Source organism: Streptosporangium sp. NPDC050148 (assembly GCF_055586505.1).
On the sequence record NZ_JBVJIA010000053.1, the window covers coordinates 1 to 25,712 of the forward strand.

General features: G+C 70.2%; 30 protein-coding genes. 15 read left to right on the plus strand and 15 right to left on the minus strand.

Annotated elements, in window-relative coordinates; translation table 11 throughout:
- Positions 1 to 663: 663 nt before the first annotated feature.
- Complete coding sequence (locus tag ACZ6RT_RS35500) at positions 664 to 954, minus strand: hypothetical protein (protein WP_470158365.1); 291 nt, start codon at positions 952 to 954, stop codon at positions 664 to 666.
- 70 nt (positions 955 to 1,024) lie between these two features.
- On the opposite strand from ACZ6RT_RS35500, the gene ACZ6RT_RS35505 reads away from it, so the two are divergent.
- Entirely contained in the window at positions 1,025 to 1,198 is a 174-nt protein-coding gene (locus tag ACZ6RT_RS35505) for a hypothetical protein (protein ID WP_470158367.1), read from the plus strand.
- A gap of 34 nt (positions 1,199 to 1,232) precedes the next feature.
- Here ACZ6RT_RS35505 and ACZ6RT_RS35510 read toward each other — a convergent pair whose 3' ends face one another.
- Together ACZ6RT_RS35510 and ACZ6RT_RS35515 are read right to left on the minus strand one after the other, a co-directional pair.
- On the minus strand, positions 1,233 to 1,535 hold the full coding sequence (locus ACZ6RT_RS35510) for a hypothetical protein (protein ID WP_470158369.1): 303 nt from the start codon (positions 1,533 to 1,535) through the stop codon (positions 1,233 to 1,235).
- A 1,587-nt stretch (positions 1,536 to 3,122) separates the two neighbouring features.
- The gene (locus ACZ6RT_RS35515) at positions 3,123 to 3,755 is read right to left on the minus strand and encodes a hypothetical protein (RefSeq protein WP_470158370.1); all 633 of its coding nucleotides are present in this window, start codon (positions 3,753 to 3,755) and stop codon (positions 3,123 to 3,125) included.
- 145 nt (positions 3,756 to 3,900) lie between these two features.
- Here ACZ6RT_RS35515 and ACZ6RT_RS35520 point away from each other — a divergent pair, with 145 nt between their 5' ends.
- Positions 3,901 to 4,425, plus strand: coding sequence for a DUF3841 domain-containing protein (locus ACZ6RT_RS35520; RefSeq protein WP_470158372.1), 525 nt, complete (start codon positions 3,901 to 3,903; stop codon positions 4,423 to 4,425).
- 186 nt (positions 4,426 to 4,611) lie between these two features.
- On the opposite strand, the gene ACZ6RT_RS35525 is transcribed toward ACZ6RT_RS35520, so the two are convergent.
- The 4 genes from ACZ6RT_RS35525 to ACZ6RT_RS35540 all read right to left on the minus strand — a co-directional run bounded on the left by ACZ6RT_RS35525 (position 4,612) and on the right by ACZ6RT_RS35540 (position 8,089).
- On the minus strand, positions 4,612 to 5,541 hold the full coding sequence (locus ACZ6RT_RS35525) for a CPBP family intramembrane glutamic endopeptidase (protein ID WP_470158373.1): 930 nt from the start codon (positions 5,539 to 5,541) through the stop codon (positions 4,612 to 4,614).
- Between the two features lie 500 nt (positions 5,542 to 6,041).
- Positions 6,042 to 6,293 (minus strand): Clp protease N-terminal domain-containing protein, encoded by a 252-nt coding sequence (locus ACZ6RT_RS35530; protein WP_470158375.1) that lies wholly within the window; start codon positions 6,291 to 6,293, stop codon positions 6,042 to 6,044.
- A gap of 216 nt (positions 6,294 to 6,509) precedes the next feature.
- Positions 6,510 to 7,157 carry a class I SAM-dependent methyltransferase gene (locus ACZ6RT_RS35535; RefSeq protein ID WP_470158377.1) on the minus strand — a complete coding sequence of 216 codons (648 nt, stop codon included), beginning with the start codon at positions 7,155 to 7,157 and terminating at the stop codon, positions 6,510 to 6,512.
- A gap of 278 nt (positions 7,158 to 7,435) precedes the next feature.
- Entirely contained in the window at positions 7,436 to 8,089 is a 654-nt protein-coding gene (locus ACZ6RT_RS35540) for a hypothetical protein (RefSeq protein ID WP_470158379.1), read from the minus strand.
- Between the two features lie 229 nt (positions 8,090 to 8,318).
- On the opposite strand from ACZ6RT_RS35540, the gene ACZ6RT_RS35545 reads away from it, so the two are divergent.
- The 4 genes from ACZ6RT_RS35545 (at position 8,319) to ACZ6RT_RS35560 (ending at position 11,040) form a co-directional block, all read left to right on the plus strand.
- Positions 8,319 to 8,711: a hypothetical protein gene (locus tag ACZ6RT_RS35545; protein ID WP_470158380.1), complete on the plus strand. Its 393-nt coding sequence runs from the start codon at positions 8,319 to 8,321 to the stop codon at positions 8,709 to 8,711.
- Between the two features lie 37 nt (positions 8,712 to 8,748).
- Positions 8,749 to 9,279: an SRPBCC family protein gene (locus ACZ6RT_RS35550; RefSeq protein ID WP_470158381.1), complete on the plus strand. Its 531-nt coding sequence runs from the start codon at positions 8,749 to 8,751 to the stop codon at positions 9,277 to 9,279.
- Between the two features lie 116 nt (positions 9,280 to 9,395).
- Positions 9,396 to 9,776, plus strand: a complete 381-nt coding sequence (locus tag ACZ6RT_RS35555; RefSeq protein ID WP_399190432.1) for a YciI family protein — start codon at positions 9,396 to 9,398, stop codon at positions 9,774 to 9,776.
- A 31-nt stretch (positions 9,777 to 9,807) separates the two neighbouring features.
- Positions 9,808 to 11,040, plus strand: coding sequence for an RNA polymerase sigma factor (locus ACZ6RT_RS35560; protein WP_470158383.1), 1,233 nt, complete (start codon positions 9,808 to 9,810; stop codon positions 11,038 to 11,040).
- Between the two features lie 162 nt (positions 11,041 to 11,202).
- On the opposite strand, the gene ACZ6RT_RS35565 is transcribed toward ACZ6RT_RS35560, so the two are convergent.
- Both ACZ6RT_RS35565 and ACZ6RT_RS35570 read right to left on the minus strand, forming a co-directional pair.
- Complete coding sequence (locus ACZ6RT_RS35565; RefSeq protein ID WP_470158384.1) at positions 11,203 to 11,457, minus strand: hypothetical protein; 255 nt, start codon at positions 11,455 to 11,457, stop codon at positions 11,203 to 11,205.
- A gap of 453 nt (positions 11,458 to 11,910) precedes the next feature.
- Entirely contained in the window at positions 11,911 to 12,552 is a 642-nt protein-coding gene (locus ACZ6RT_RS35570; RefSeq protein WP_470158385.1) for a hypothetical protein, read from the minus strand.
- A gap of 300 nt (positions 12,553 to 12,852) precedes the next feature.
- Between ACZ6RT_RS35570 and ACZ6RT_RS35575 the strand changes: the two genes are divergently transcribed.
- Complete coding sequence (locus ACZ6RT_RS35575; RefSeq protein ID WP_399190442.1) at positions 12,853 to 13,794, plus strand: ribose-phosphate diphosphokinase; 942 nt, start codon at positions 12,853 to 12,855, stop codon at positions 13,792 to 13,794.
- 57 nt (positions 13,795 to 13,851) lie between these two features.
- On the opposite strand, the gene ACZ6RT_RS35580 is transcribed toward ACZ6RT_RS35575, so the two are convergent.
- Together ACZ6RT_RS35580 and ACZ6RT_RS35585 are read right to left on the minus strand one after the other, a co-directional pair.
- On the minus strand, positions 13,852 to 14,697 hold the full coding sequence (locus ACZ6RT_RS35580) for a L,D-transpeptidase family protein (protein ID WP_470158387.1): 846 nt from the start codon (positions 14,695 to 14,697) through the stop codon (positions 13,852 to 13,854).
- A 151-nt stretch (positions 14,698 to 14,848) separates the two neighbouring features.
- On the minus strand, positions 14,849 to 15,739 hold the full coding sequence (locus ACZ6RT_RS35585; protein ID WP_399190446.1) for a GNAT family N-acetyltransferase: 891 nt from the start codon (positions 15,737 to 15,739) through the stop codon (positions 14,849 to 14,851).
- Positions 15,740 to 16,070: 331 nt separating this feature from the next.
- On the opposite strand from ACZ6RT_RS35585, the gene ACZ6RT_RS35590 reads away from it, so the two are divergent.
- The 5 genes from ACZ6RT_RS35590 to ACZ6RT_RS35610 all read left to right on the plus strand — a co-directional run bounded on the left by ACZ6RT_RS35590 (position 16,071) and on the right by ACZ6RT_RS35610 (position 19,671).
- Complete coding sequence (locus tag ACZ6RT_RS35590; protein ID WP_399190448.1) at positions 16,071 to 16,583, plus strand: SigE family RNA polymerase sigma factor; 513 nt, start codon at positions 16,071 to 16,073, stop codon at positions 16,581 to 16,583.
- Positions 16,580 to 17,806, plus strand: a complete 1,227-nt coding sequence (locus tag ACZ6RT_RS35595) for a TolB-like translocation protein (protein ID WP_470158389.1) — start codon at positions 16,580 to 16,582, stop codon at positions 17,804 to 17,806. The genes ACZ6RT_RS35590 and ACZ6RT_RS35595 overlap by 4 nt, the downstream gene beginning before the upstream one ends.
- Positions 17,807 to 17,938: 132 nt before the next feature.
- Positions 17,939 to 18,661 (plus strand): PadR family transcriptional regulator, encoded by a 723-nt coding sequence (locus ACZ6RT_RS35600; protein ID WP_470158391.1) that lies wholly within the window; start codon positions 17,939 to 17,941, stop codon positions 18,659 to 18,661.
- 150 nt (positions 18,662 to 18,811) lie between these two features.
- A complete protein-coding gene (locus tag ACZ6RT_RS35605) occupies positions 18,812 to 19,225 on the plus strand; it encodes an SgcJ/EcaC family oxidoreductase (RefSeq protein ID WP_470158393.1) in 414 nt (137 codons plus the stop codon).
- Positions 19,222 to 19,671 (plus strand): hypothetical protein, encoded by a 450-nt coding sequence (locus tag ACZ6RT_RS35610; protein ID WP_470158395.1) that lies wholly within the window; start codon positions 19,222 to 19,224, stop codon positions 19,669 to 19,671. The genes ACZ6RT_RS35605 and ACZ6RT_RS35610 overlap by 4 nt, the downstream gene beginning before the upstream one ends.
- Positions 19,672 to 19,780: 109 nt before the next feature.
- On the opposite strand, the gene ACZ6RT_RS35615 is transcribed toward ACZ6RT_RS35610, so the two are convergent.
- Positions 19,781 to 21,169, minus strand: a complete 1,389-nt coding sequence (locus ACZ6RT_RS35615; protein ID WP_470158396.1) for a sensor histidine kinase — start codon at positions 21,167 to 21,169, stop codon at positions 19,781 to 19,783.
- Position 21,170: 1 nt separating this feature from the next.
- Positions 21,171 to 21,839 (minus strand): response regulator transcription factor, encoded by a 669-nt coding sequence (locus ACZ6RT_RS35620; RefSeq protein WP_344892234.1) that lies wholly within the window; start codon positions 21,837 to 21,839, stop codon positions 21,171 to 21,173.
- 123 nt (positions 21,840 to 21,962) lie between these two features.
- On the opposite strand from ACZ6RT_RS35620, the gene ACZ6RT_RS35625 reads away from it, so the two are divergent.
- A complete protein-coding gene (locus ACZ6RT_RS35625; RefSeq protein WP_470158397.1) occupies positions 21,963 to 22,607 on the plus strand; it encodes a hypothetical protein in 645 nt (214 codons plus the stop codon).
- A 357-nt stretch (positions 22,608 to 22,964) separates the two neighbouring features.
- On the opposite strand, the gene ACZ6RT_RS35630 is transcribed toward ACZ6RT_RS35625, so the two are convergent.
- The gene (locus ACZ6RT_RS35630) at positions 22,965 to 23,456 is read right to left on the minus strand and encodes a hypothetical protein (RefSeq protein ID WP_470158399.1); all 492 of its coding nucleotides are present in this window, start codon (positions 23,454 to 23,456) and stop codon (positions 22,965 to 22,967) included.
- A gap of 246 nt (positions 23,457 to 23,702) precedes the next feature.
- Between ACZ6RT_RS35630 and ACZ6RT_RS35635 the strand changes: the two genes are divergently transcribed.
- Complete coding sequence (locus ACZ6RT_RS35635) at positions 23,703 to 24,239, plus strand: peptidylprolyl isomerase (RefSeq protein ID WP_344892225.1); 537 nt, start codon at positions 23,703 to 23,705, stop codon at positions 24,237 to 24,239.
- A gap of 278 nt (positions 24,240 to 24,517) precedes the next feature.
- On the plus strand, positions 24,518 to 25,393 hold the full coding sequence (locus ACZ6RT_RS35640) for a rhomboid family intramembrane serine protease (RefSeq protein WP_399190465.1): 876 nt from the start codon (positions 24,518 to 24,520) through the stop codon (positions 25,391 to 25,393).
- Between the two features lie 49 nt (positions 25,394 to 25,442).
- Here ACZ6RT_RS35640 and ACZ6RT_RS35645 read toward each other — a convergent pair whose 3' ends face one another.
- Entirely contained in the window at positions 25,443 to 25,688 is a 246-nt protein-coding gene (locus ACZ6RT_RS35645) for a cell division protein CrgA (RefSeq protein ID WP_399190467.1), read from the minus strand.
- Positions 25,689 to 25,712: the final 24 nt, after the last annotated feature.

The following is a 25,712-nucleotide window of genomic DNA, read 5'->3' on the forward strand; positions in this document are numbered from 1 at the left end:
GAAGTCCGCGACGACATCCACGAAGCCTTCCTCAGCCTCGGCTGTGCCCTGATCTGCTGGCGTCGCCTCAACTCATTGCGTTAGCAGCTCTAAGGACGAGGTCACCTGGGACGGCCTGACCCTGGTCAGCGAGGTCCTGGTGATCGACGTCGGAAGCCCCGGTTCCCGGCAGGCGCTGAGCAGGGCGAGTGGTCTCCTACAAGAGCACGGGTGGTCGATCATAGATCAGCAACTTCCTGAATCAGTCACCATGGAGTCGAGTCAACGAGAATATGTGCGACTGTCGCTTTATGGGATGGAGTTCGTTGAGTCCGTTGGACCCATGGATCCGCATGAGGAAAGGGTGCTCAAAGACGCTCGGACGCGAGGCGGGTCGAAAGCACTGCTGTTCCTGGAGTTGAGTCCCGCTGGATGATCAGCCTTACGGTCAATGATGCCTCTTGGCGCACTCTTTGGCTTTGATCGTTCGCGCCTCCAGCAGATGCACCTCGAAGGTCGGCATACGCGCTGGCCGGGGTCTCAGGGCTCAGGACCCGTGCGACATATCCGGCGCAGGAGGAGGGCGACACCCCAACTAGATGATCTTTGGTATGTCTTGGCGACAGTATCGTGGCCGGCGTGCCGGGGACAGAGTGCGGTCAGGGATCGGCCGATCCGAGGAAGTCAGCCGGCCCAGAGGCGTTGGCCTTGCTTCAGCACGGCGAGGGCTGCGGGACTGCCGGTCGGCCAGATGTCGATGCGGTAGTGGAGGTGGTCGCCGGGTTCGGAATCGTCGTGTTCGGATGCCGGAGGAGCAGAAGGCGTGTAAGACACGCGCACCCGGCAGCGCCCGGCTGCGACGTTGACGTGCCGTTCTTGGCCGGGACCGTCGGCTGGGCCGTAGACCGCCAGGTCACCGGTGGGTAGCTCGATGCCGGCCTCAACGACGTGATCGGCTTCTTCGAGACTTGCCATGGGGGCGGTGGGGGGGGAACAGCAGCGTCGTCTCCACCATGTCGCTTCGAGCGGTTCCGATGGCGATCGAGTGCGGCTGCACGCCGATGCGGTGGACGTAGACGGCCTCCTCGGTCCACCCGGCAGGAGGATGCTGGTCGTCCTCGGCATGCGATCTCATCCACACACCATGCGCCTCAAGATCCTGCAGATAGAACTGGCAGCAATAGGCAAGAGCCGTGAAACGGTGGCGATCAAACGATGAGGGGGGCATCCGCCAACGGTACTGAAGCCGGGCATCACGGCCCGGCCGTCCGGCCTGTCCACCCCATCTGGACCGGCGGTTCGGCCGTCCTGAACAACGGGCTCGGATCGTCGCGTTCACCGACCCACGTGGTCTTTTGTGGTCTGCGGACCTTGAAACGGGCGATCGATTCGGTGGTTGTGCGAGCGACCTCGGAGACGACCTGGCCGGCGCGGGTGATGCGGAAGGTCGCGTCGGCTTCTTCGACGATCACAGTCGTTCCGGCATGAGCGATGCCGACGCCGATGCGTTGTCCGGCGATGGCGGTCCAGCCGCGGCTGCTGACCCTCCGCTGCACCCGCACCTGCTCGGTGGCCGGTCGGGGTGCGGGTCCGGCGGGGCGGGCATCACGCAGACGGGCCGCCCCATCACCTCATCACCGGTAAGGGGGGTGGGCAGCGTGCGCAGCAGTTCCTGCCCGTCGCTCAGATGCAGTACGTTCTGACCTGAAGGAGAAACGCCCATTCCTTGACTTTGGTTCCCCAGGGCCGCACGTCATCGATGGCAAATATTGGTAAATAAGAATAAATAACCACTTTTTCAGATAAGCCGGAAATATTGCTTATGCTGAAGTGATGATAACTTTATTCCTGTATGGGCTCTTCATCTTGTTTCGTAGATCGAAGCGGGTGAATCGGTAGATGCGAACACTCAGGTCGCCGCCGGGCAGGTTGTCGGGCGATCCCGAACAGTCCGAGCCACTGAGCTCTTTCCATCCTGACGGCGCAGGTCGCAATGGGATGGCTCGGAGAGGTGGCGGACAAGAGGAGGCTCCCGGTAGGACAGCGGTCAATCAAGATCTGATGCTTCACCGGAGCCTTGTTGCTGTCTCATCGTGCCTCGATTCCGTCGTCCAACCACACCCCGGCCCGCCTGTCCGACCTCATCCGGACGCGACCGGGCCCTTCTGGCCGACGACCATGATGGTGCCGTCGGCGGAGACGGGGCGCTGGAAGGCAAGGACTTGGCGCGCATAGTCAATGACATGTCCTCCGATGTTTGCGATGTTCCTACTTGACGAGAACGCAGCGGATCCATCACAAGTGATTTCGGCGAGGTGTTCGCTGCTTGATGTGAGGAGGAAATATGGGCAAGTCTGTGCGCGTAATGTGGCTCACCGCAGCGGCGGCACTGGGAATGCTTTTCTCCGCGGCTCCGGCGAGCGCGGCGGACGTAACGGTAGTCGTGTACGTCAATGGAGCCAAAGCTGGCTCCGGCACGTCATACAACAACAGCACCACGGTTCGAGCCTGCGACGTCAGGGCCGACAATCTCGGCATACGTACGGAGTACATCACCGCCAAGGGACTACGCGACTCCGTCGGTGACGGCAACGGGTCCGCTGACGGCTGTGGATCGGAGCGGCCGGCCGACGGTGGCAGCATCGATCAACTCAGGGTGTGTGCCGGCTCAGGTACCGCGAACTGTTCGCCCTGGAAGCGCGGATATTAAATAGCTGCAAAAGGCCGTTAGGAGCTGTTCAGAGTTCGGATCATGTGGTTGAGGTGAGGAGCTTCAGCCACACGATCGAGCCTCGGAGGTAGATCCCGGCCTCGTGGCCTTCTGGAGCTTCGTCGTAGCGGGTGGCCCGACCGGGCAAGGCCTTGAGCTGCTGGAAGCAGCGTTGACGGTGTTGCGCTGCCACTAGCGCTCAAGAGCCTCCCGCGTGGGCCCATCGAGCCGCCGGCCGTTTCGGTTGCGGTCCACCGGAGCGCCAGATCCCGGCACGGAGGCGGAGGCGATGAGAACGACCCAGCGTTTACGCGTCACGTTCATTGAACGTCAGCCATACGGTGCCGGTTCACCGGAGAACCGAGGCTAAAGATCAACCACTGGGCGGCTACGGGGATACCCGGGTCACCTCGTACTCGGCCAGGTGAATTCCCTATGGCTGCGCGCCCGCGGTGTCCGTCACGCCGGCCGCCAGCTGCGCGACCCAATCGACGATCTTGTCACCCTCGGCGACGCCGTCGCGGCCGACGTCCTCTACGTAGGTGTGACGGGTACCGAGATAGGCGAAGGTGTGAGGGTCGAGGATGAGGACCATCTCCGAGCCGCCGAGCTCCGACACGGGTTCCCACGCGATGCCCAGCCCTCGGTGATCCGTCACGTCCAGGACGTCCTGAAGCACTCGTGTCCCGGGCACTTTTGCCAGCGCCCGGTAGGCCGCGGGCCGCAGGTCCGGGGGGAGTACGGGGTTGGACAGCAACCCGGCGAGGTACATGGCCACCTCCTTCGCTACGTTCACAGCGATCAGCCCGACGGCCATGGTGAGGGCGAGCGTGCCGGTGACCGCGAGCCGCGGCCACCGGCGAGGTGTCCTGGTCGTGCTCGTGCGCGCGGCGGTGAGCAGCCGGTCACGGCCCAGGGCCAGCGCATGGGGGCGCGTGACGTATCGATGTATCTCCTCCGCGTGCCTGTCGTACAGGTCGGCGAACCGGTCGGGCTCATGACGGGACCGCTCGATGATGGTCGCGTCACAGATCCGCTCGGTCTCCACGCTCCATCCCGTCGTCATCTCCGGCACTGTTCACTCATGCGCAATTCCTCGAGGCTCGGGTGGCAAGGTGGGTCATCACCTGCTCTCACCCGTTCACCCGGATCGGCTTCCCGCCCGGACAATCGTGTGGATCGCTCTGTCCCGGCGCCGGCACAATCGTCCGATGCGTTTGTGGACGGTGCAGCATCGAGCGGTTCTCGAGTCGCTGGAGGATGCCGGTGAGCTGCTCGGGGACTGGGACCGGATCATGGTCCGAAACTACCGGGCCTGCTACCAGGAGATGGTGGCGGAGATGGCACGGCGCGGCCTCGTCGGTGGAGACCGGCCACCGGTGTGGGCGTGGGCCGGGCCGGACACCCGCGACAACCGCGTGGCGCTCGTGGCGGAAGCGCTCCTGTGTCCACAGACCCCGGAGGAGTACGCCCGCTATGTGGTGCTCGACCTGGACGTGCCGGACGAGGTCGTCCTGCTCAGCTCGTACGGGCGCTGGAACGAATTCATGGAGGCGGTCATCCTCGGCGAGGAATCGCCGGTCATGGACTGGTCGATCGGACGGGAGGAGCTCAACGGAGTGCAGGCGTGTCTTCCGCGTGTCGCAGCCGGATGGGTGCTCGGTGTCCGTCCGCTGGAACCGTTCAGGCCCGAAGAGGAAGAGGAGGAGGACGAGGACGACGGAATCGGCTCCTGACCGTGCACCGGGATCCGAGTCGTCGGCCGGCGCATGTCGGAGACTCGCCCATGCCCGAGAAGAGCCCGCGGCCTGTCCGCCTCAGGAAGATCATGACTCTGGCGACGGTCGACGGCACCCCGACCGGGCCCGGCCGACATGAGCGGCTGAGCCTGGTCGGGGTGCCGACATGTTGTGACATGTCGCTCAGTTCTGATGTGCGACCTCCGAGGTGGGTTCCTCCTCCGGACGGTAACCAAGACGGCCACGGGTCGCGGCGATCACCGCGATCGCCGCCACGGTGCCCGCGAGCAGGGTGACCCGGGACGCCTGCTCGGCGTCGGCGATCGAGGGGAACATGTCCGAGTAGGCGAGCGACATGAAGTTGTTGACGCCGACGTGCAGCAGCATGACGAGCGGCAGGCTCTGGCCGGTCCTGTTGAACACCCAGGTGACGACCACGCTGAAGACGCAGCAGAAGGCGATGAACTCACCGACCCTCATCCACGTGACGGCCGGCCAACCGCCCCACTCGCTCAGGAAGAGCGGCAGGTGCCACAGACCCCACAGCGGGCCGAGGATGAAGGTGCCGCCCAGCGGACCGAATCTGCGCTGCATGCGAGGCAGGGCGAAGTCACGCCAGCCGGGCTCTTCCGCCAGACCGGTGGTGACCATCTGGATCATCAGGCTCGGCAGGTAGGCCACCAGCACGATGGCAGGCGGCAGACGGATGTCTCCGCCGGACACCGCGAGACCGGAGAGGATGATGGCGGCGGGAACACCGAGGAGGGTCACGAGGTACCAGATCCAGCTGACCCGCCACTTCGTCATTCGCCTGGCCCACCGACGGACGCCTTCCCTGCCGTCCGCGACCGCGGTCACGATGAACGCGGCGAGGATGGGGCCGAGGTAGGCGCCGGGGAGAACCCCGAGGATCTGCGAGCCGCCGAACCGCGTGGGGAACGTGAAATCCCAGACCCCCAGGCCGGTGGACGAAAGAATGTAGGGAATCCAGGCGATCCAGCTCATCAGGTTGGCCAGCACGAAGAAACTGATCAGCGGACTGCGACGGATGATGCCTCGAAGCCCGGTCCGGCTCGGATACTGCTCGACATCCGGTTGGCTGTTGACTGCCATTTCGCCATCTCCTCAGAGGGATTCACCGACAGCCATCAGCACACCAGGCACGGGCCCTCCCGGTCATTCCCACGTACACCCGAACGGAGGTACAGCTAGGGGTACCGGTGAGAGAACGTCCAGGTCGGAGAGTCGCTCAGGAGACGACGGCCCTCCTTTCGCATCGAAGCGGGAAGGCATCCGTGTCATGGTCAGCGACCGGTTGCGAAATGAGTCACAGTCCCATAGGTGCCAAGGCACCGGCGCTCCGCGTCGCCGCACGGCCCGCCGTCCGCCGGCCGGGCGTGCGGAATGGGCGTCGGTCTTCCGGTATTCGTGGCGGCGGTCGTCATCCCCGTGGTGATGGCCGTCGTGCTCATCCGGCTCTTTCGAAGCCGATGTCTCCGGCGGGGGACTCCGCTCCGGGATGAGTGCGGCTGCCGATCACAGAGCCGTGATCGGCCGAGACCGAAGGCCCGGTACCCGGTCGCGCCGGTGCCGGGGTCGAAGAGGTGCGCCGGTCAGTCGCCCTTGCCCGGGATTCCTTTGTACGAGTCGGAATCCATGATGGCCGGCAAATTCCGTTCCAGATCCGCGATGTGGACACCTGACGAAGCGAGAACCTGCGTCGGGAGGGAATGGGGGTCCCGGACTATGGCGAGGAACAGGTGCTCGACGCCGACGTGATCGTGATTCAGTCCTCGTGCGATCTCCCGGCCGGCTCTCACGATGTTCTCGTGACGGGGCGTCGGGCGTGGATTGGTGGGGCTCACGGGTTCTCCCTTTCGTGATCGACGCGGCATTCTCGAGGCCACCTCTTCCTGCTGTCGCAGCGGCTCGGTTCGCAGCCGGTCGTCCCGGTGGCGGGGCCGGTCTGCGGGCGGGAAGCCGTCGAGCCGATACGGTCCTGCGATCGGATCGCCGGGGGACGGCCGGCGCCTGCCCGTGGCCTGGCATCCGTGCCTCGTTCCTCGGCGCGGGTCACCGGGTCACCGTTTGCGGGCCAGCAGTTGCACTGCTCGCGCCGGGTGGCCGTTCATCGTGACGACGGAGATCCGGCGTTCCTCCATGAGATCGAATTCAGGCAGCAGGGCGTACAGGCCGGCCGTGTCGTGGTGTCGCACCACCGCACCGTCGTCGGTGGCGAACACCCCGTACGGGGTGCCGAATCGCCGGGCGTAGGCGGCGTAGCGGTCCCGGCTTCGTTCGTCGTCCTGCAGCACCATGTCACTGATGTAGAGAAGCCCGCCGGGTGCCAGGACGCGGACGAGTTCGGCGATGAGCGCCCGCTGCGCGTCGTCGTCGGGAATGCACGTCAGCACCGCGAACAACAGCACGACGTCGAAGCTCGTCGGCGGGTACGGCAGGTGTGGCGGGGACTCCAGTACCGCGAGGCGCAGGTCGGGGTGCAACCGGCGGCCCCGCGCGATCAGAGCGGAGGACAGGTCCACTCCCGACACGTCGGAGAAGCCCCGGCGGCTCAGCTCGGCGATGACACGGCCGTAGCCGCAGCCGTAGTCCAGGATTCGAGCCTCCCGGCCCATGATCGTCGTCCAGCCGGGATCGACGGGGTGGGTGAAGGTCTTCTCGGCGCCGACGGTGTCCCAGTAGGTGAGTTGGCGATCAAGACCGTTCATGGGACCACGGTGCGCGGCGCGTCTCGACCGTCCCGTGGGTGGCGATCGGAGTGCCGGGGCGCACCGGTCGTGTCAGTGCCCACCGCCGAGCGTCCGGGCCGGTCGCCGGTCGGGTGCCGACATCGCTCCGGCTGCGCGGAGGCGGCCGTCTCCTCAGCCGGTGGCAGGAGCACGCCTTCGAGCTCCTCGGCCGGTGGCAGGGGCAGGACTTCGAGCTCCGCGGCCGACGACAGGAACAGGCCTTCGCGTTCGGGCGTGAGTACGGTGGCCATGGCCGTTCAGGTCCCTCCTGCCGAGTCGCCCCAGGGTTCGCGCTCCCGCGCTCCTTCGATCACCCGCCCATGCCCATGTGACGGTACGTGGGTTCCCATGCTGTGAAATTCCGGGCGTTCTGCGAGGAACGCGGGGCCGTAGAGCTGGAATGCGAGGAGAACGCTGAACCATGGCGCGCCGGGACCCGTGAGGCGGAGCGGGTCGATGCCGTTGAAGACCAGGGTGAAGGTGAAGTCCTGCGGTGCGGGCCACAACTCCACGACGGCCCGGTGTTCCCAGGTGACCCACCGGTCCGAGGCGAACGCCATGATCCGATGGCTCGTCAGCATGGTGCGGTTGTGACCGTGGAACCGCCATTGCTGAGCCGCCATGGCCTCGGCCTGGCGTTTCCGGTGCGCGTTTCCGGCGGCGCTCGCCAGCAGGCCGGCGGCGAACATCACGGGCCCGCCGAAGGCGAACGTCGAGTGCGTGTAGGTGACGTCCATGCCGTACCACACCTCGTGGCGCAGCTGGGTGTCTCCGTGCAGGATCTCGCCGGGGAGAAGCCGTACGGTCTGTGGTGGAAGCCGAGGCACCGGGTGCCCGGCCAGCAAGGACTGCCGTAGGTGGGACGCGCTGTGCCAGCCGTGCGCCAGTTCCTCCTCGGTCCACGAATTCATGATCGATCACCACCAAGGCTGCGAAGGGGCATCCGTCATCTTCCCCGGAGCCTGAGCCCGTGGCGATCGTTGAGGGATTAAGGGATCTCCCATATGTGACATCCGTAGCGGGACGCGGCGCTTAATGTCATACAAAGGGATCCGTAATGCATATGTCCTTTTGAAGTGCCCGTCGCTCCCTCCTGTGCGACGGGCCGGATCCGGAGGTGGCGGACCGTCCCGCTGACCGGTGCCGGCGTGGCCGACCAGGTTCGACACCACCACGCCCGCCGAGGTGGCCCGGCGCTTCCCCGGCGCCGTCTTCTCCCGGGTCCGCTTCGCCGGTCACGACCTCACCACGGGCGCGCCCGCGGACGAGTGCGTCCGCGCCACGCTGCGTACGGTCCTGGCGAACCCGCGCGCCTTCCACGGCGCGCCTCGGTGCGACCGGACGAACTGCGGCCGTCCGGACGGCGAGGTCACCGCCCGGCTGGACGTCACCGGCGGAACCGGCGAAGCGATGATCAAGGTGGCCATGATCCGGTTGACGGCCGCCCGGCTGGCCGGGGAGGAGGTCGAACCGCACGGTCCGATCGAGACCGAAGCGGCTCGACGCCTCGCCGAAGACCTCAATCAGGAGTGATTGCCCGGTTACCCAACACTTTCTTAGGCTTGGCCGCATGACGGGCTTTGAGATCGTCACGCATGTCATGGCGCCGCCGGAGCGGGTCTTCGACGTCTCGTTGGACGTGGACGTTCACGCGGCGTCGATGGCGGGATCCTCTGAGCAGGCGGTCGGAGGTGTGACCGCCGGTGCCCTGAGGCTGGGCGACACCGTCACGTGGCGGGCACGGCACTTCGGCGTCAACTGGCGGATGACGTCCGTGATCAGCGCCTACGATCGCCCTGACCTTTTCGTGGACGAGCAGGTGTCAGGCCCTTTCGAGCGCTGGCACCACGTCCACCGTTTCCGGCCCGACGGCCGCGGCGGCACGGCGATGAGCGACGTCATCGAGTTCGCCGCGCCTTTCGGACCCGTCGGAGGTATCGCCGAGAGGCTGGTTCTCCGCCGCTACATGGCCGAGCTGATCGAGGCCCGGAATCGGTACGTCAAGAAGGTCGCCGAGACCGTGTGCCCTCGCCGCCTCCCGCACGTCGGTCCGCGGCACGGGTCTCGCCCTGGCCGAGTCCGCAGCTCCCGTTTTCTCTGAAAGTCAGGGATCCGGGGTCGCGGTGTAGAAACGGCCCGCTCCTCGTTCGACGTACAGGTGAGAAAGGGCCGCTCGGCGGAACGGGACGGGCGGCCACCACCGAGGAAGGACACGTCATGAAGGTCATGGTCATGATCAAGATCAACGGTGCCGACGAGGCCGGGATCACTATGACGCCGGAGATGGCGGCGGCCATGGACGCCTACAACGAGAAGCTGACGAAGGCGGGCATCATGCTCGACGGCACAGGTCTGGGGTCGAGCTCCGGCGGGGCGCAGGTCGTCTTCGAAGGGGGGACGACCTCGGTCGTCGACGGCCCGTTCACCGAGAGCAAGGAGATCGTCGTCGGCTTCTGGATCTGGCAGGTCTCCTCCGTGGAGGAGGCCGTCGAGTGGGCCCGGCAGTGCCCCGTCCACCCGGACGGGGCACGGGAGGTCCTGGAGGTGCGGCCCGTCCACGAGGAGGGGGACCCGGAGGCCGCGGGAGCGCGGGGCTGAGGACGTCCCCGGTGTCCGGGAGGAGGACCTGATGGACGTACGGCGCACGGTCGAGGCGGTGTGGCGGATCGAGTCCGCGCATCTGGTGGCCTTCCTGGCCAGGGTGGTCCAGGACATCGGGCTCGCCGAGGAGATCGCACAGGATGCGTTCGCCTCGGCCCTCGAACAGTGGCCGCGACAGGGCGTCCCGGACAATCCCGGCGCCTGGCTGACCACCGTGGCCAGGCGCCGGGCGATCGACCTGATCCGCCGCGAGCGCATGCGGGACCGCAAGTACGCCGACCTGGCCAACGGCCTCCTGGAGTCGGGACCCGGGACCGGTGCCGCGGCGGACTCGGAGCTGCTGTCGCTGATCTTCGTCGCCTGTCACCCGGTCCTGTCCCGCGAGTCCCGCGCGGCGCTGGCCCTGCGGCTGGTCGCCGGGCTGGGCACCGAGGAGATCGCCCGCGCGTTCCTGGTGCCCTCCGCCACCATGGGGCAGCGGATCTCCCGGGCCAAGCGCACGCTGGCCGAGGCGCAGGTGCCGTTCGAGGTGCCCGGCGACGGGGAGCTGACGGCGCGGCTGTCGGCGGTGCTGGAGGTCGTCTACCTCGTCTTCAACGAGGGCTACTCGGGCACGTCGGGACAGGAGTGGGTGCGCCGGGACCTCGCCGAGGAGGCCATGCGCCTCGGCCGGATCCTGGCCGGCCTGCTGCCCCGCGAACCCGAGGTGCACGGGCTCGTGGCGCTGATGGAGCTGCAGGCGTCCCGCTTCCGGGCCCGTACCGGCCCGGACGGCGAGCCGGTCCTGCTCCAGGATCAGGACCGTTCCCGCTGGGACCGCACCCTGGTGGCGCACGGCCTGTCCTGTCTCGCGCGCGCCAGGAGAACGGGCGGGCCGCTGGGGCCGTACACCGTGCAGGCGGCCATCGCCGCCTGCCACGCCCGCGCCCCCCGCTTCGAGGACACCGACTGGGAGGCCGTCGTCTCCCTGTACGACGCCCTCGTCCAGCTCGCGCCCTCACCCGTCGTGGAGCTCAACCGCGCGGTCGCGCTGGTTCACGCGGACGGGCCCCAGGTCGCGCTGGAGGCGCTCGACGCGGTCCGCGCCGATCCGCGGATGGCCCGCTACCACCTGTTCGGCGCCGTGCGCGGCGACGTCCTGCTGCGCCTGGGCCGGCACGCCGAGGCGGCCGAGGAGCTGGAACGGGCGGCCGCCCTGGCGCCGACGGCACGCGAGCGCACCCTGCTCATGGAACGGGCGGCGGCCGCGGCCTCCCTGTGAACGACCGGGGACGCGCCCGGACCAGGCCGGACCAGGTCGGACGTGCTCCATGAGGGGCCGGCCGCGGCCCGCGTCCTCAGTGCGTCCCGGCGTGGCCGGCCGGCACGTCCCGGAGTCCGGCCAGTACCATCAGCGCCGCGGCGGTGGTGAGGACCGCGCACATCACGGCGCCGCCCCGCAGGCTCGCGGACCGGGGTGGCGCCGGTGACCGGGGCGTTCACCGGACCGTCCGACGATCGGGGCGATCGGGGTGATCGGGTCGGCCGAGGTGACCGGGATGCCGGGGGTGGCCGGGGTGGTGTCGGCGGCTCCGGCGGACGCGGTCGCGTCGCCGGGCGCGCCGGTCGGCGACGACGGGGCCGGGCCGGTGCCGGCCACCTCCCGGCTCGGCAGGTAGGGCATGTGCGGTATCGGCATGACCAATCTCCGTCTTGTTCGGCGTGGTGTCGCCGGTACAACCCGCGGCGACCGCCGAACTCATCGCCCGGCACGGAACCGGCCCCGATCGTGCCGGGCGTTCTGGGCGTGCCGGTGGTATGACGTGGACGCACCCCCTGGTTCCACGGTCATGAGCAGGGTTCCGGTGACCGGTGCGACCGGCAGTGCGCCGGAGACGGCCCGCGAGCGGTCGACGGCGGCCGGAGAGCGCGGCCTTCGCAGAGGCCGGGCCGAGGGCGTGGGAGTCGTTCGTGGCCTCGCCCGAGCGGGTGACCGACACCGCGGAACGCCTGCTCGGGCGATCGGCGCGGACGTCCCGCCCGTGGGCCGAGGAGCACGCGGACGACCTCCGCCGGCGTCCGCGGGATTTCACGGGAACGGTGTCCGGCCCGGTCGGCCCGGTCGGTGCGGTCGGTGCGGCCGGTGCGCGGTTCAGAGGTCGGGGGCGGGCCGCTGACCCGGGCACGGTGCTCCGACGCCGATGAGGACCTCCCGGAAGGCGCGCCCGTCCACGCTGACCAGGAGCGGAAGGCAGCCGGCCTTCCGGGCGAGGTATCCGCCGACGAAGGCGATCCACTCGTTCCCGGCGTCGCAGCGATTCACCACGCGCATGCCGGTCGGGCCCTGACGCCCCCATTTCAGCCAGAAACGGTCGGTCACCCTCTCCGGCACGGCCAGCTCGACGTGCCGTCCGCGCCGCACCATGAGGCCCTGCTTGGCGAACAGGCCCTCGCTCCCGTCGGGCAGCCTCGTTCTGGACACCTGCAGGGCCCGCTCGTGCGTCCTGCTCGTCGGCAGGGCCACGGCACCGCCGACGACGTCCAGGTCCGCGGAGGGGGCGCGTTCGGCGGCGACCATGCCGTCGCACTCCATGACCACGGAGTCCGTCGAGCCTCGCGGGGCCGCCGTGGATGGCGGGGAGGGCGGGGAGGACGGGGAGGACGGGGAGGCCGACGGTGGTGGCGGGGAGGACGGGGACGCGCTGCGCGGCCGTGCCGGGGACTCGCCGGACGAGCATCCGGCCGCGCCCTGGAGGGCGGCGAGCAGGACGACCACGGCGACGCGGGTTCGCATGCGCCCAGTCTGCCCGCCGCCCTCCTCTGACGCACCGGCCCGCCGACCGCCCTCCCGCGACGCACCGGCTCGTCCGTACCGGCCCGCCCTCCCACCGCCCTTTCGCGTTCCCCTCTCCCGACGTGCCGGTACGGCACTCCGGAGACGATCGTCGTTCCGGCCTGTCCCGGACCCCCTCCGATCGTTCCGCCGGGTCGTCCGAGATGCTTGGAAGCGACACCGGAGTCCGGCCCGGGGTCCGCCGGTGACACGGCCGCGGGACCGGCCGGTCCGGACCACCACACAGGCAAGGAGCGCCTCGTGCGAGACATCACCGTGTTCAGCGGTAGTGCCCACCCCGAGCTGGCGGCGGAGATCTGCGCCCACCTCGGGACCCCGCTGCATCCGGTCCGGGTCAAGCGCTTCGCCAACGACTGCATGGAGGTGCAGCTCCAGGCCAACTGCCGGGAACGGGACGTGTTCCTGATCCAGCCGCTCGTCCCCCCGGTCCAGGAGAACCTGGTCGAGCTGCTGCTCATGCTGGACGCCGCCAGGGGGGCCTCGGCGGCCAGGACGACCGTGGTGATGCCGCACTACGCCTACGCCCGCTCGGACAAGAAGGACGCCCCCCGCATCTCCATCGGCGCCCGCCTGGTGGCCGATCTCCTGGTGGCGGCGGGCGCGGGCCGGGTGCTCACCATGACCCTGCACTCGCCCCAGGTCCACGGTTTCTTCAGCGTCCCGGTCGATCACCTGCACGCCCTGCGCGAGCTGGCGGCCCACTTCCGCCGGTACGACCTCTCCGAGACCGTCATCGTCTCCCCCGACCTGGGCAACGCCAAGGAGGCGGCGACGTTCGCGCGGATGCTCGGCGTGGGGGTCGCGATGGGGGCCAAGCAGCGGCTGAGCGACGACCGCGTCGTCATCAGCTCGGTGATCGGCGACGTCGAGGGCAAGGACGTCATCATCCTGGACGACGAGATCGCCCGGGGCACGACGGTGATCGAACTCCTCGACCGCCTGCGCGAGCGCGGGGTCCGTTCGGTACGCGTCGCCTGCACGCACGGCCTCTTCGCCGACGGGGCCGTGGACCGCCTCGCCGACCGGGCCGAGGTCGAGGAGGTCGTCTGCACCAACACGGTGCCCGTCCCCGACGTCAAGCCCGACTCCAGGCTGACGGTGCTGTCGATCGCCCCCGCGCTCGCCGAGGCCATGCGCCGGATCCACGACGGCGAGTCGGTCAGCGCGCTGTTCGACGCCTGATCCTTCCCGGGACGCCCTCCCCGGACCGTGCTCAGCGGACCGTGCTCAGCGGGACCCTCAGTAGGCGGGCCGGAGAGCGGGACCGGGATCGCGCGAGGTCCCGCGTCGTTCGCCGGGAGTGCGCAGGTTCGGCTCCCGGCCGGACTCCGGGCGGTGCCCCTCGCGCAGGTGGGAGCGCCGGACGTGGACGGGGTGGCCGGGGCGGAGCAGCCGGTAGAGGTCGACGGCGTTGTGCAGCGGGACCCGGACGCAGCCGTGCGAGGCCGGGTAGCGGGGGACGAGGGTGGAGCCGTGGACGGCGATGCCGCCGTTGAAGTACACCGGGTGGAACATCGACCCCAGGACCCCGGTGGACCAGCCCGGTGCCCGCTGCCCGGCCCGGAAGTCCCCGACCGGGGTCTCGGCGAAGCCGCAGTGCCCCTTCTCGCAGTACGACCTGCCCGCGCCGGTGGAGATGTGGCTGACCAGCACCGGCCGCCCGCGGCTCCAGACCGTGAGGAGCTGGCGCCGCAGGTCGATCTCGGTCCGCTCGGACTCGCCGTTCCTCACCAGGGGCCTGATGGGCCGGGGGTGCAGCAAGGCACGCCAGGTCGGCGGGTCGATCCTGTTGACCGGTCTCAGCCCGTTGGCCTTCTGAAAGGCCCAGACGGTCATGCGGAGGGCGGGGTCGTACGTGAGGGTGAGATTTCCCGGAGAAAAGCCAAGTCGCTTAAGTCTTTTTTTCACGTTATATACTTCGATTCCCCTGTTGCCCTCCCTGATGGCGGTGAACTGGTCCGGCAGCGGAACGCGCCGGAAATTCGGGGACGGATCGACCATGGCGCCCGCGGTGCCGCAGCACAGGGCCGTGACCAGGGTGAAGGCCGAGCCGGCGATCAGACAGCGGTGGATGGTGCTTCGCATATGTGACGTCTATCCGCTGCCAGGTGAGATCAACCCTGTAATGCCGCTTGCCAGTAAGTAAGAGTTATAAGGCCGCGTGCGATCTCATGATCGCCGTAGGGGAATTTTCAATACAAGGGGGATATGTCGTATCGAGAAAGGCGCACGCGCTTTATCGAAGCCGCGTGTAGCGGACCGTCCGGTCGACGGCCCGGAAGCCGAGCGTCTCGTACAGCCGGGCGGGCACCGGATGGCCCGCGTCCCCCCGGGGGTGGACGATCGCGCTTCCCGCCCCCGTCCGCCCGAGCCGGTGCAGCGCGTGCAGGCAGACCGCGCGGGCCAGTCCCATCCGCCGGAAGTCCCGGTGCGTGCCGACCGGCTCCAGCTCCCCGACACCGTTGACCTCGTCCGGCCAGATCAGGCAGTACGCGGCCAGGCGGCCGTCCGGCGCCTCGATGACGCAGTCCAGCTCCGGCCGGTACGGCCACGCGCGCATGACGTTCCGGTAGCTCTCCTCGGTGACCGACGAGGGGGCGAACGCCGACCGGTGGACGGCCACCCTCCCGGCCACGTCCTCCTCGCCGCGCACGTGCCGCGCGGTGAAACCGGCCGGCACCTCCGGCTCCGGCAGGTCGCGCAGGTCGCGCGCCATGCGCAGCAGGAAGGGCGCGTCCGCCGGTCCGGGCCGGTATCCGTGCCGGACCAGGGTCGCGGCGAGCTCCTCCTCGCCCGCGAGGATCGTCACGGCCGTCCCGGTCGTCCCGCTCCGGGAGACCACCCCGTGGAACCAGGCGAGCACCTCGCCGGCCAGCTCGGCGTGCCCGGGATGCACGAACAGCTCCAGCTCGCCCGGAGGCGTCGCCCACCCCCAGGCCAGCGTCTCGTCGCCGCGTTCCCAGAGCACGGTCGGCCACTCCGCCTCCCGGCCCACGTGCTGGAACCGGCTCCACGCGAGACCGCCGACGTGCGGCCTGGCGGCGGGGTGCCAGGCGGCCCGTACGAGATCCTGCATCCTGCGCAGGTCGGCGGGGCCCTCGTAGGGGCGCGCGACGATGTTCCGCACCGTGTCCGGTGTCCTTCCCGTGGGGCGGTCTCGCGGCGAGCGGGGTGCCCCGCCCCGCCACCCCGCATTCTTCCTCCCGCTTCGTGGGGGCGCATCCGGATATCGTCCGGCCCGCCGCCCCTCTCGTCCGTCCCGTCCGTACGAAGGCCGCCGACACGAAAGGCCGTCCGTACGAAGGCCGCCGACACGGAAGGCCGTCCGCGCGAAAGGCCGTCCGTACGAAGGCCGTCCGCGCGGAAGACGCTCCCCGGGGAAGGTCGTTCGCGCGGGGAGGCATAGCGGCGACCCTCCCGGCGCGTCTACAGGGGGACGACACGAAGTGGAGGTGATCGTGGACGCCGCAGAGGAGCGACGTTTCCGCGAGTTCGTCTCGGCGCGCTCTCCCGCGCTGATGCGCCTGGCCTTCCTGCTGACCGGGGGCGACCAGCACGCGGCCGAGGATCTCCTGCAGACCGCGCTGGTCAGGACGGTCGCCCGGTGGAAACGGGTGGAGACGCCCGAGGCGTACGTCCGGCAGGTGATGTACCGCCAGCAGGTGTCGTGGTGGCGGCGGCGCGGTGAGACCGTGGTCGCCGACCTGCCGGAGGGAGCCGTGGAGGACGGCACGCGGGGGACGGATCTGCGCATCGTCATGCGCGAGGCCCTGGCCAGGCTCACACCCCGGCAGCGGGCGGTACTGGTGCTGCGTTACTACGAGGACCTCCCGGAGGCGGAGGTGGCCGGAATCCTCGGCTGCTCGGTCGGCACGGTCCGCAGCACGACCCACCGCTCCCTGGCCCGCCTGCGCCACCTCGCACCCGAGTTGAAGGGGCCGCACACGATCTTCGGGGAAGTGACGAGATGACCATCGACGAACTGGTGAGGCAGACCTTCAGGGAGTGGGCGGAGCAGGCCCGGGTGCCGTCCGGCGACCTGGCCGGATCCGCTCTCCGGCGGCGGCGGTGGGCCCGGACGCGGACGTTCGCGGTGGCCGCGGGGGCGGCCGCGAGCGTCGTCGTGGCGGCGGTCACCGTCCCGGCACTGGTCCGGGGAGAGGAGCCGCGGGACGACCGGAGGGGGGGAACGGTCGTGGTCGCCGAGCCGGACCCGTCCACCGAGACCGCCGCGGACCCGGACTCCTCGCCCCCCGAGACCCTGGTCGCCGCGGGCAGGGCGGCGGCCTACTCCTACTACACCTGGGCCGAGGAGAAGATCTCCGAGGACCGCCAGGTCAGGAAGATGACCTGGCACCGCTACGACCGGGAGCTGGGCCGCTACGAGCCCACCCCGTGGGCCTGGCTCGACGTCGCCAGGGGGGGAAGGGCGGCGGCGTTCCTGGAGACGGTGCCCGCGAGCCGGGTGGGGGTTCTCACCGGGCGCGGGACCGAGGTCCACTGGATCACCCTGGATCGTCCCGCCGCGTCCGTGTACTGGTCTCCGGACGCGACCAGGCTGCTGCTCACGAACTACTCCGCGAACCCCGACGAGTCCTACGTCGTCGAGGAAGGCACGCAGCAGACGTCGGCACCCAGCCGCATCGGCTTCACCGTCGTCGAGCTGGCGGAAGGCCGGTCCACCTTCCAGGGCCTGCCGCATCATCCCGACGAGATGGGTACCCGTAGCGATCTCTCCTGGGCGGACGACGGCACGCTCGTCTGGGAGCACAGTTCCAGCGGGTCCCCGATGAAGAGGTACTACGACCTGCGGGGCAACGCCCAGGCCGCGCCGTCAGAGGAGGCCCACACCTACCAGCAGGCCGGCCTCTCGCCGGGCGGCAGGCGCCTGGCCGTCGACGGTCCCGACCGGAGCGCGATCGTCGGCGTCCGGGACCTGACCACGGGGAGCACGGTCCCGTTCAACGCGGCCCCCGGGTACTGGATCGAACAGGCCGTGGCGTGGGCGGACGACGAGCGTCTCATCGTCTGGGCCTGCGAGAGGAAGGGCGAGAACGACTGCGTGGGCGGCGAGTTCCGCAACCGGCTGCTCCTGGTCGGCCTGAACGGCGGCGAGGCCGTGCCCCTGTCCGGCTACCGGGAGAACAACCAGGTGGCGGACAAGACCTGGGAACCGGACTTCACCACCCGCTGACCGTCCGCCCGGGGGCGACCGGATCCGTCCTGTGAGTCGTACGAGACTCCTGTCTTGTACGGCTCACAGGCATGTTGCTATAGTGCAAAACGCCATAAGGAATTTCGCACTAGAGTGTCGACGGGAGCGGTCATGGCACGGGGAGCGGATCTGGCCGGGCTGACCGTGCTCGCGCTGCTCTCGGTCAGACCGAGCCATCCCTACGAGATGCACCGGTTCGTGGTGGACACGCACAAGGACTACCTGACCGGCCTGCCGCGCAGCCTCTACCACGCGGTCGACCGGCTGGTCAGGGACGAGCTGATCGTGCCCGTCAGCACCGGCAGGGAGGGGCGGCGGCCCGAGCGCACCGTCTACGAGCTGACCGGCGAGGGCAGGGCCGAGCTGGCCACCCGCCTGCGCCGGTCGCTGGAGGAGGTGGGGCCGGACGGCCTCGCCTTCACCGCGGCGCTCTCCATGGCGGGATGCCTGCCCCCGATCGAGGTGGAACGGGCGCTGCGCGGCAGGGCCGCCACCCTGGAGGGCAGGGTGGTCACGGCCGACGAGAGCCTGCGGGGGCTGACCGGGAGCGGGCTGCCGCCCGTGCTGCTGCTGGAGGTCGAGTACGAGCGCGCCCTGCGCGCGGCCGAGCTCGGCTGGGTACGCGGCCTCCTGGCCCGGCTGGAGTCGGGCGAGATCACCTGGGACGACCCCGGCAACCGCGAGCTGCTCGGCCGGACCGGCGTGGACGCGGGACCGACCGGGTCCCACGGCTCCGGCGGGGAGCCCGGCCGGTCCCGCGTACCGGAACGGGAACCGGAAACCGGGAAAGGGGAACGGAACGCGCGTACCGACGACCGGAAAGACCGCACGTGAACGAAAGGGCCGCCGACCCGCGGCCGTGAGCGCCGGCCGGGTGCGCCAACACCCGGCCGGCGGAGAAGACACCGAACCGACCGCGAGGCGGCCGTCCCGGACTCCAGAACTCCAAGGATAGGCCCCTCGCCCATCGCGAGGAGAAGACCCATGCCCACCCCCACATCCGCCGACGCCGAGATCCGCGATCTGCTCGACCGCCTGACCGCGGCCTGGAACGCGGGCGACGCCGACGCCTACGGCGACCTGTTCACCGAGGACGCCGACTACATCACCTTCTTCGGGCTCCGCCTGACGGGCCGCCAGGCCGTCACCGAGGCGCACCGCGCCCTGTTCGAGGGACCGCTCAAGGGCTCGCGCCTGACGGGCCTCTCCTCGGGAGAGGGCGGAGCCGACGTCAGGCGGGTACGGCCCGACGTCGCCGTGGTGATCTCCACCGGCGCCCTGGCGGGGGCCGACGCCCCGCCCGACCCCGCCCGGGACTCGATCGTCACCCTGGTCGCCGTACGCGACGACGCCTGGAGGTTCACCTCCTTCCAGAACACCCGCCGGACCTCGCCGTGAGGCCCGCCCCGCTGTTCGAGGCGGCCGGGGTGGTCGGGGCCCCGCCCGGCGAGGTGGGACGGCTGCTGCTGACCGTGCGTCCCGGACCGGTCGGCCGGGACAACCTCTGGCTGCTCACCGCGCACGGCGGCGTCGTCTCGGGCGGGCCGGAGCGGTTCACCCTCAGCACGCCGGCACACGCCATGACCGTCGAGGTGACCGGGAACGGCGGGGACACCATCGCCGTCCAGGGCGGCTGGTGGTACCGCGGTGAGTACACCGTCGCCCCGCACCCGGAGGGGACCCTCGTCACCCACCGGGTCCGCAACGTGGCGAACCGCTGGAGATGGGGCGTCCCGCTCGCCAACCGTTTCTTCGTCGGGTTCCGGCGGGACACCCGCGCCGGGTTCGCCGACGGGCTCCGGCGGATCGGCGACGAGCTGGGCTGCCCCGCGCGCCTGCTCTGACCCCCTCGGGGGCGTGATCCCGTACGGGCCGATCCGTGCGGGGTCGTGCGAAGAGCGGGTGTTCCGATCCCGCGCGGGAGTACGGCCCCGCGCGGGAGTACGGCCCCGCTCAGCGGGGCGGGCCCGGTTCCCTCGCCGGGAACCGGGCCTGGAGCCACGCCCCGGGGGATCCGGCGACCACGCGCAGGCCGCCGCCGTGCCGTACCGCGATGTCCCTGGCGATGGCCAGCCCGAGGCCGGAGCCGCCCGCGTCCCTGTCCCTGGCCTCGTCCAGGCGGGTGAACCGGTCGAAGACCGCCTCGCGGTGCTCGGCGGGGATGCCGGGACCGTCGTCGCGCACGTCGAGCACCACCTCGTCCCCCTCGGCGGCCAGCCGGACGACGACGGCCGAGGCCGCGTGGCGCACCGCGTTGTCCACCAGGTTGGCGACCAGCCGGCGCAGCTGTCCCGCGGAGCCGAGCACCACCGCGTCGGCCGCGACCTCCAGCCCGACCTCGATCTCCGGCCTGGGCCGCGCCCGCGCCGCCTCCTCGGCGACGACCTGGCCGGCGTCGACCTCCTCGGCGTGGACCGGCTCGCCGGCGTCCAGGCGGGCGAGCAGCAGCAGGTCGGAGGTGAGCGCCTGGATCCGTTCCACGTCGGTCAGCGCCTCGGCCGCCAGCGGTCCCGGCGGGGCCAGCTCCAGGCGGGTCCGCAGGACGGCCAGCGGGCTGCGCAGCTCGTGGGCGGCGTCGGCGACGAAGCGCTTGTGCCGCCCGACGGCCACTTCGAGGCGGTCGAGCGTGCGGTTCATGGTCTCGGCCAGGCGGGTGACCTCGTCGCGCGCCCGCGGCACCGGGACCCTGCGGTGCAGGTCGCTGGCGGTGATGTCGGCCATCTCCGCGCGGATGGCCGAGACCGGCGCCAGCGCCCGGCCGACGGCCAGCCAGGTGAGGGCGGCGACCAGCAGCAGCAGCGCGGGGATGCCGGGGATCAGCAGGCCGCGCAGGGCCCCCAGGGCGTTCTCGGCCGGCTCCAGCGACGCCCGTGCCTGTACGAGCAGCACGCCCTCGGCGGTGTCCACCGGCATCGTGGCCACGGCGAAGGACTCGCCGGGCGCCCACCGCGTCATCTCGTCCTTCTCGGCCGGGACGACCCTCTCCACGAGGGTCGTGAAGGTCCCGCCCTTCGCTCCGGGGGGCGGGACGCCGTCCGACATGCGGGTGGAGAGGACCGGGCCCGGCCGTACGGCCTTCGCGAAGACCTTGATGTCGGGGTCGAGGACGGCCGGTTCGGCGGACCCGATGGTGCCGCTCATCACGAGGTCGCCCCGCACGGAACCGGTGGCGAGCACGTCGGCGGTGGCACCGGCGCGGCGGGCGGCCTCCCCGGCGGCGCTGCGGGTCAGGTTCCCGGTCAGCACCCCGACGAGCACCGCCGCGGCCACGCCGAGCGCGATCGCGACGATGGCGGTGGCGGCGAGCGTCGCCCGGAGCCGTACCGACAGGTGCGACGCCATCTCAGGCCTCCAGCCGGTAGCCGGCGCCGCGGACCGTCACCAGCGACGATCGGCCGAACGGAGAGTCGATCTTGCGGCGGAGCGCGCTCACGTAGACCTCCACGATGTTCGGATCGCCGTCGTAGGAGAAGTCCCACGCCTGGGCCAGCAGCTCCCTCTTGGAGACCACCTCGCCCTGCCTGCGGGCCAGGCCGTGCAGGACCGCGAACTCCTTGGGGGTCAGCGGGATGTCCACCTCTCCCCGGCGGCAGCGCAGCCCCGCGGGGTCCACGGTCAGGTCGCCGACCGTGATGGACACCGGCCTGGCCGTGCCGCCCCGCCGTACCAGCGCGCGCAGCCGGGCCAGCAGCACCACGTACGAGAAGGGCTTGGACAGGAAGTCGTCCGCCCCGGTGTCGAGCGCCTCGGCCTCGTCGTGCACCCCGTCCTTGGCGGTGAGCATCAGGATCGGCGTCCAGTTCCCCGCGTCGCGGAGCCGGGCGCACAGGGTGTAGCCGTTCATCCGGGGCAGCATGACGTCGAGCACGATCACGTCGTACGGGTTCTCGGTCGCCATCCACAGCCCGTCGCGGCCGTCGTGGGCGACGTCGACGGCGAAGCCCTCGCCCGCCAGTCCCTCCTTGAGCAGATGGGCCAGGCGTTTCTCGTCCTCGACCAGCAGCACGCGCATGTCGCTCAGCGTGCCGCATGCCACCTAAAGCCAACCTGAAGACGCGTTCCGCGGCCTTCAGCCTGGGTTCAGGTGGCGCACGGGAACCTGTGGTCTCCAGACCCGCTCGATGAGGAGAGACCCATGCGTATCCGTATGCTCGCCACCACCCTGGTGACGACGGGAGCCCTGATGGCCACCCTCACCGGGGCCGCCAGCGCCGACGGCACGCCGGACCCCGGGGACGGCGCCGTCCTCGTCACGTGCGAGGGGGGCGGCGCGGTGGCCGTGAGGGTGAAGGCGTTCACCGAGGCCGAGATCGAGGAGATGAAGAAGGCGGGGAAGATACCCGCCGTCCCCGCCCTTCCGGCCCGGCCCGGGACCGGGACCGGCGGAGTCACCGAGGGCCGCGGGGACGACGGGGTCGTCCGGGCCGTCCCGAAGCCGGGGACCATGAAGTCGCAGGACCTCAGGCCCGGGGACCTGAAGCCGGGGGACCCGAAGCCGGTGGACCCGAAGGCCGTGCCCGAGGGGGCCGACGTCACGGTCATGGTCCGTCCGGACAAGGTCGACAAGGTCGACAAGGTGGAGAAGGGCAGGGGGCCGGAGAGGACGCACGTGGCCACGCCCGAGCCCGGTGAGGCCGGACCCCTCAAGAAGGGGGAGCACTTCGTGCTCGCGGAGGCCGCGCCGGTTCCGGGCGAGGACGGCGTCGCGCACGGGAAGAGCGAGACCCACATCGCCCTCTCCGGTGACGGGCCCCTCATCACCTGCGCGACGAAGAAGTGACCTCGCACCGACGTCCGGAGGGCCACGGGGGCCGACTCCGGAAGGACTCCGCGGGCCGGCCGGTGAGATCCGTGCGGGAGTGACCCGGCCGGCCCGCGGTCCGCATCCGTGACCCCGCGGATCCCTGCGAACCCCCGCGGGGCGTCGCGACGTCCGGCGGGCCCCGCGTATTCGGGATGCGCGGGGGGGCGGGGCATGGGCGCGGGATTCACGGGCGCGAGGCGACCCGCCCTCCGTCCCGAGCACGCCCGGCCGCGCGAGGCCCGGCACGAAGTACGGCCCGCACCATCGTGATGGTGCGGGCCGTACGTCACGGACGTGCCGTACGCCGCGTTCGGGCTGCGGCGTACGCGACCGTCAGGGCTGTGTCTTGGAGGTGTGCTCCGCCCTGGAGTCGTTCGTACCGCTGGACTCGCCGGTCTTCGAGGTGGCGTCACTCGTCACCTCGGGGACCGCGGCCGCCGCCGCCTCCGTCTTCTGTCCCACCCACTGGGACGCGTCGGAGGCGCTCTCCTTGAGCGTGTCCGCCCACTGGTCGGCGTTCTTGCGATACAGCGCGTAACCCGCCGCTCCGAGCGCGACGCCCGTGACCAGAAGGAGCATCGGCCACTTCCTGGACTTCGCGGGAGCGGGATCGATCCTCGCCGCGGCCTGGGACAGCGCGGCGCTGATCCTCGGCGCGAGCTGCTCCTCGATCGAGTGCGCGGCGGCGTCGAGCCTCGGCGCCGCCCACCCACGGGCGACGATGATCTTTTCGCTGGCCGCGTCACGGGCATGACTCGCCGCTTCGCGGGCCTGGTCGGCCATCGGGCCGACCCGGTCCGCGGCTCGGACAGCCTGAGCCTTCACGTGGCGCAGCGACCTTTCCGGTGCCACGATCTTCATCTGGCGCTTTCCAAACACTGCTAGAGGCACAATCAACCTCCCCATTCGTTGGGGCCCCGCCGCCACCCCTTCCCGCTCGAAGGCACCTCAATCATGACGACCCATGGGAGGATGGTTGCGGGCCTGCGGTCGCGGCCGAAATCGTCAAAGCGCCACAAAAGCAATACGTTGCATAGGCATTGCCAACGACCTGAAGGGGGCAGTCCGATCATGGCTGAGAAGTTGATCGCGAACCTCAATACCAACCGCGGTAGCGTGAAGGTCCAGCTTTTCCCGGATCACGCGCCCAAGACCGTGCGCAACTTCGTCGAGCTGGCCGAGGGCACCCGCGAGTGGGTGCACCCGGAGACCGGCGAGAAGTCCACCGCCAAGCTGTACGACGGCACGATCTTCCACCGCGTCATCTCCGGCTTCATGATCCAGGGCGGTGACCCGCTGGGCCAGGGTGTCGGCGGCCCGGGCTACAAGTTCGACGACGAGATCCACCCGGACCTCTTCTTCAACCGCCCGTACCTGCTCGCCATGGCCAACGCCGGCGTCCAGTTCGGCCGCGGCACCAACGGCTCGCAGTTCTTCATCACCGTGGTGCCCACCCCTCACCTGAACGGCAAGCACACCATCTTCGGTGAGGTCGTCGAGGGCCAGGACGTCGTCGACGCCATCGCCAAGACCGAGACCGACGCCCGTGACCGTCCCAGCGAGCCGGTGGTGCTGGAGTCGGTGACCATCGAGCGCGTACAGGGCTGATCCATCGTCCGGCGGCCTCCCCGGAGGCCGCCGTTCGCGTTCCCGCGGCCGGGCCCGCCCGTCGCCGGGAGCGGCGCCCGCCCGGTCCCGGTGCGGTGCCGGGAGCGGCGCCCACCCGGTCCCGGAGCGCCGCCCGCCCGCCCGGTCCGGGGAACAGCGGCGGGGCTCCCGGCGTTCCCGGGAACACGCGTCCGCCACCGGGCGCACGGGTGCCCGCCATCCTGCATAGGCTGGCAGTCTGTGGATGACAGAACGCTCGAAGGGGCCAGCCGCACATCATGACCACCCAGCCGTCCGACGAGCCCGGCACCGTCGTCCCCACCTGCTACCGCCACCCGGGACGTGAGACCTACGTCCGCTGCCAGCGCTGTGACCGTCCCATCTGCCCCGACTGCATGCGCGACGCCGCGGTGGGCTTCCAGTGCCCCGAGTGCGTGGCCGAGGGCGGCAAGGGGATGCGCCAGGCGCAGGCCGTGTTCGGCGGCAGGGCGGTCACCACGCCCAGGGTCACCTGGGCGCTGCTGATCCTCAACGTGCTGGCGTACGTCGCGGAGATCGTGCGGACCGACCAGGTGCTGACCGCCTTCGCGATGAACTCCTACGAGGTCGCCTACAGCGGCGAGTGGTGGAGGATGATCACCGGCGCCTTCCTGCACATGCCGCCGGGGCGGGGCGGCCTGTCGCTGACCCACATCCTGTTCAACATGTGGGCCCTGTACGCCATCGGCCCCGAGCTGGAGCGACGCCTGGGAGCGGCCAGGTTCCTGACCCTCTACCTGCTCGCCGCCCTCGGCGGATCCGTCGCGATCTACCTGTTCGGCATCGCCGCGGTCGGGGCGTCAGGCGCGATCTACGGCCTGTTCGGCGCGCTGTTCGTGCTCGGCAGGAAGCTCGGCTACGACGTCCGCGGTGTGCTCTGGCTGATCGGCATCAACGCGGCGCTCACCTTCGTGATCCCCGGCATCAGCTGGCAGGGACACCTCGGCGGCCTGGTCACCGGCGCCCTGGTGGCCGCCGTCCTCGCCTTCGCCCCGGCCAGGAACCGCAACGCCGTCCAGTGGGGAGGCTGCGCGGTGATCCTGGTCGTGCTGGTGGCGCTGGTCGTCGGGCTGCCGCCGTTCGCGGTGCAGGCCGAGCTCGGGATCATGGGATGATCCACACCCTGATGCTTCCCCAGGGTGTGGACGGCGCCTGTGGAAAACGTCAACGCCAGCGGGTCGACAGGATCACGCCGAGGATGATGAAGGCGAATCCGACCAGCAGGTTCCAGTTCTGCAGGGTGCCGAACAGCGGCGCGGTGGGGGCCACGTAGTAGACGGCGATCCACAGGATGCCGACGATCCAGCAGGTCACCATGACCGGCGCCAGCCAGCGCGGACTGACCTTGATCTGCTGCGAGGCCTGCGGCGGGGTGTAAACCGGCTTCTTGCGAGTCTTGGGCTTGGGCACTGGGGTTCTTCTCCTGCGTCAACC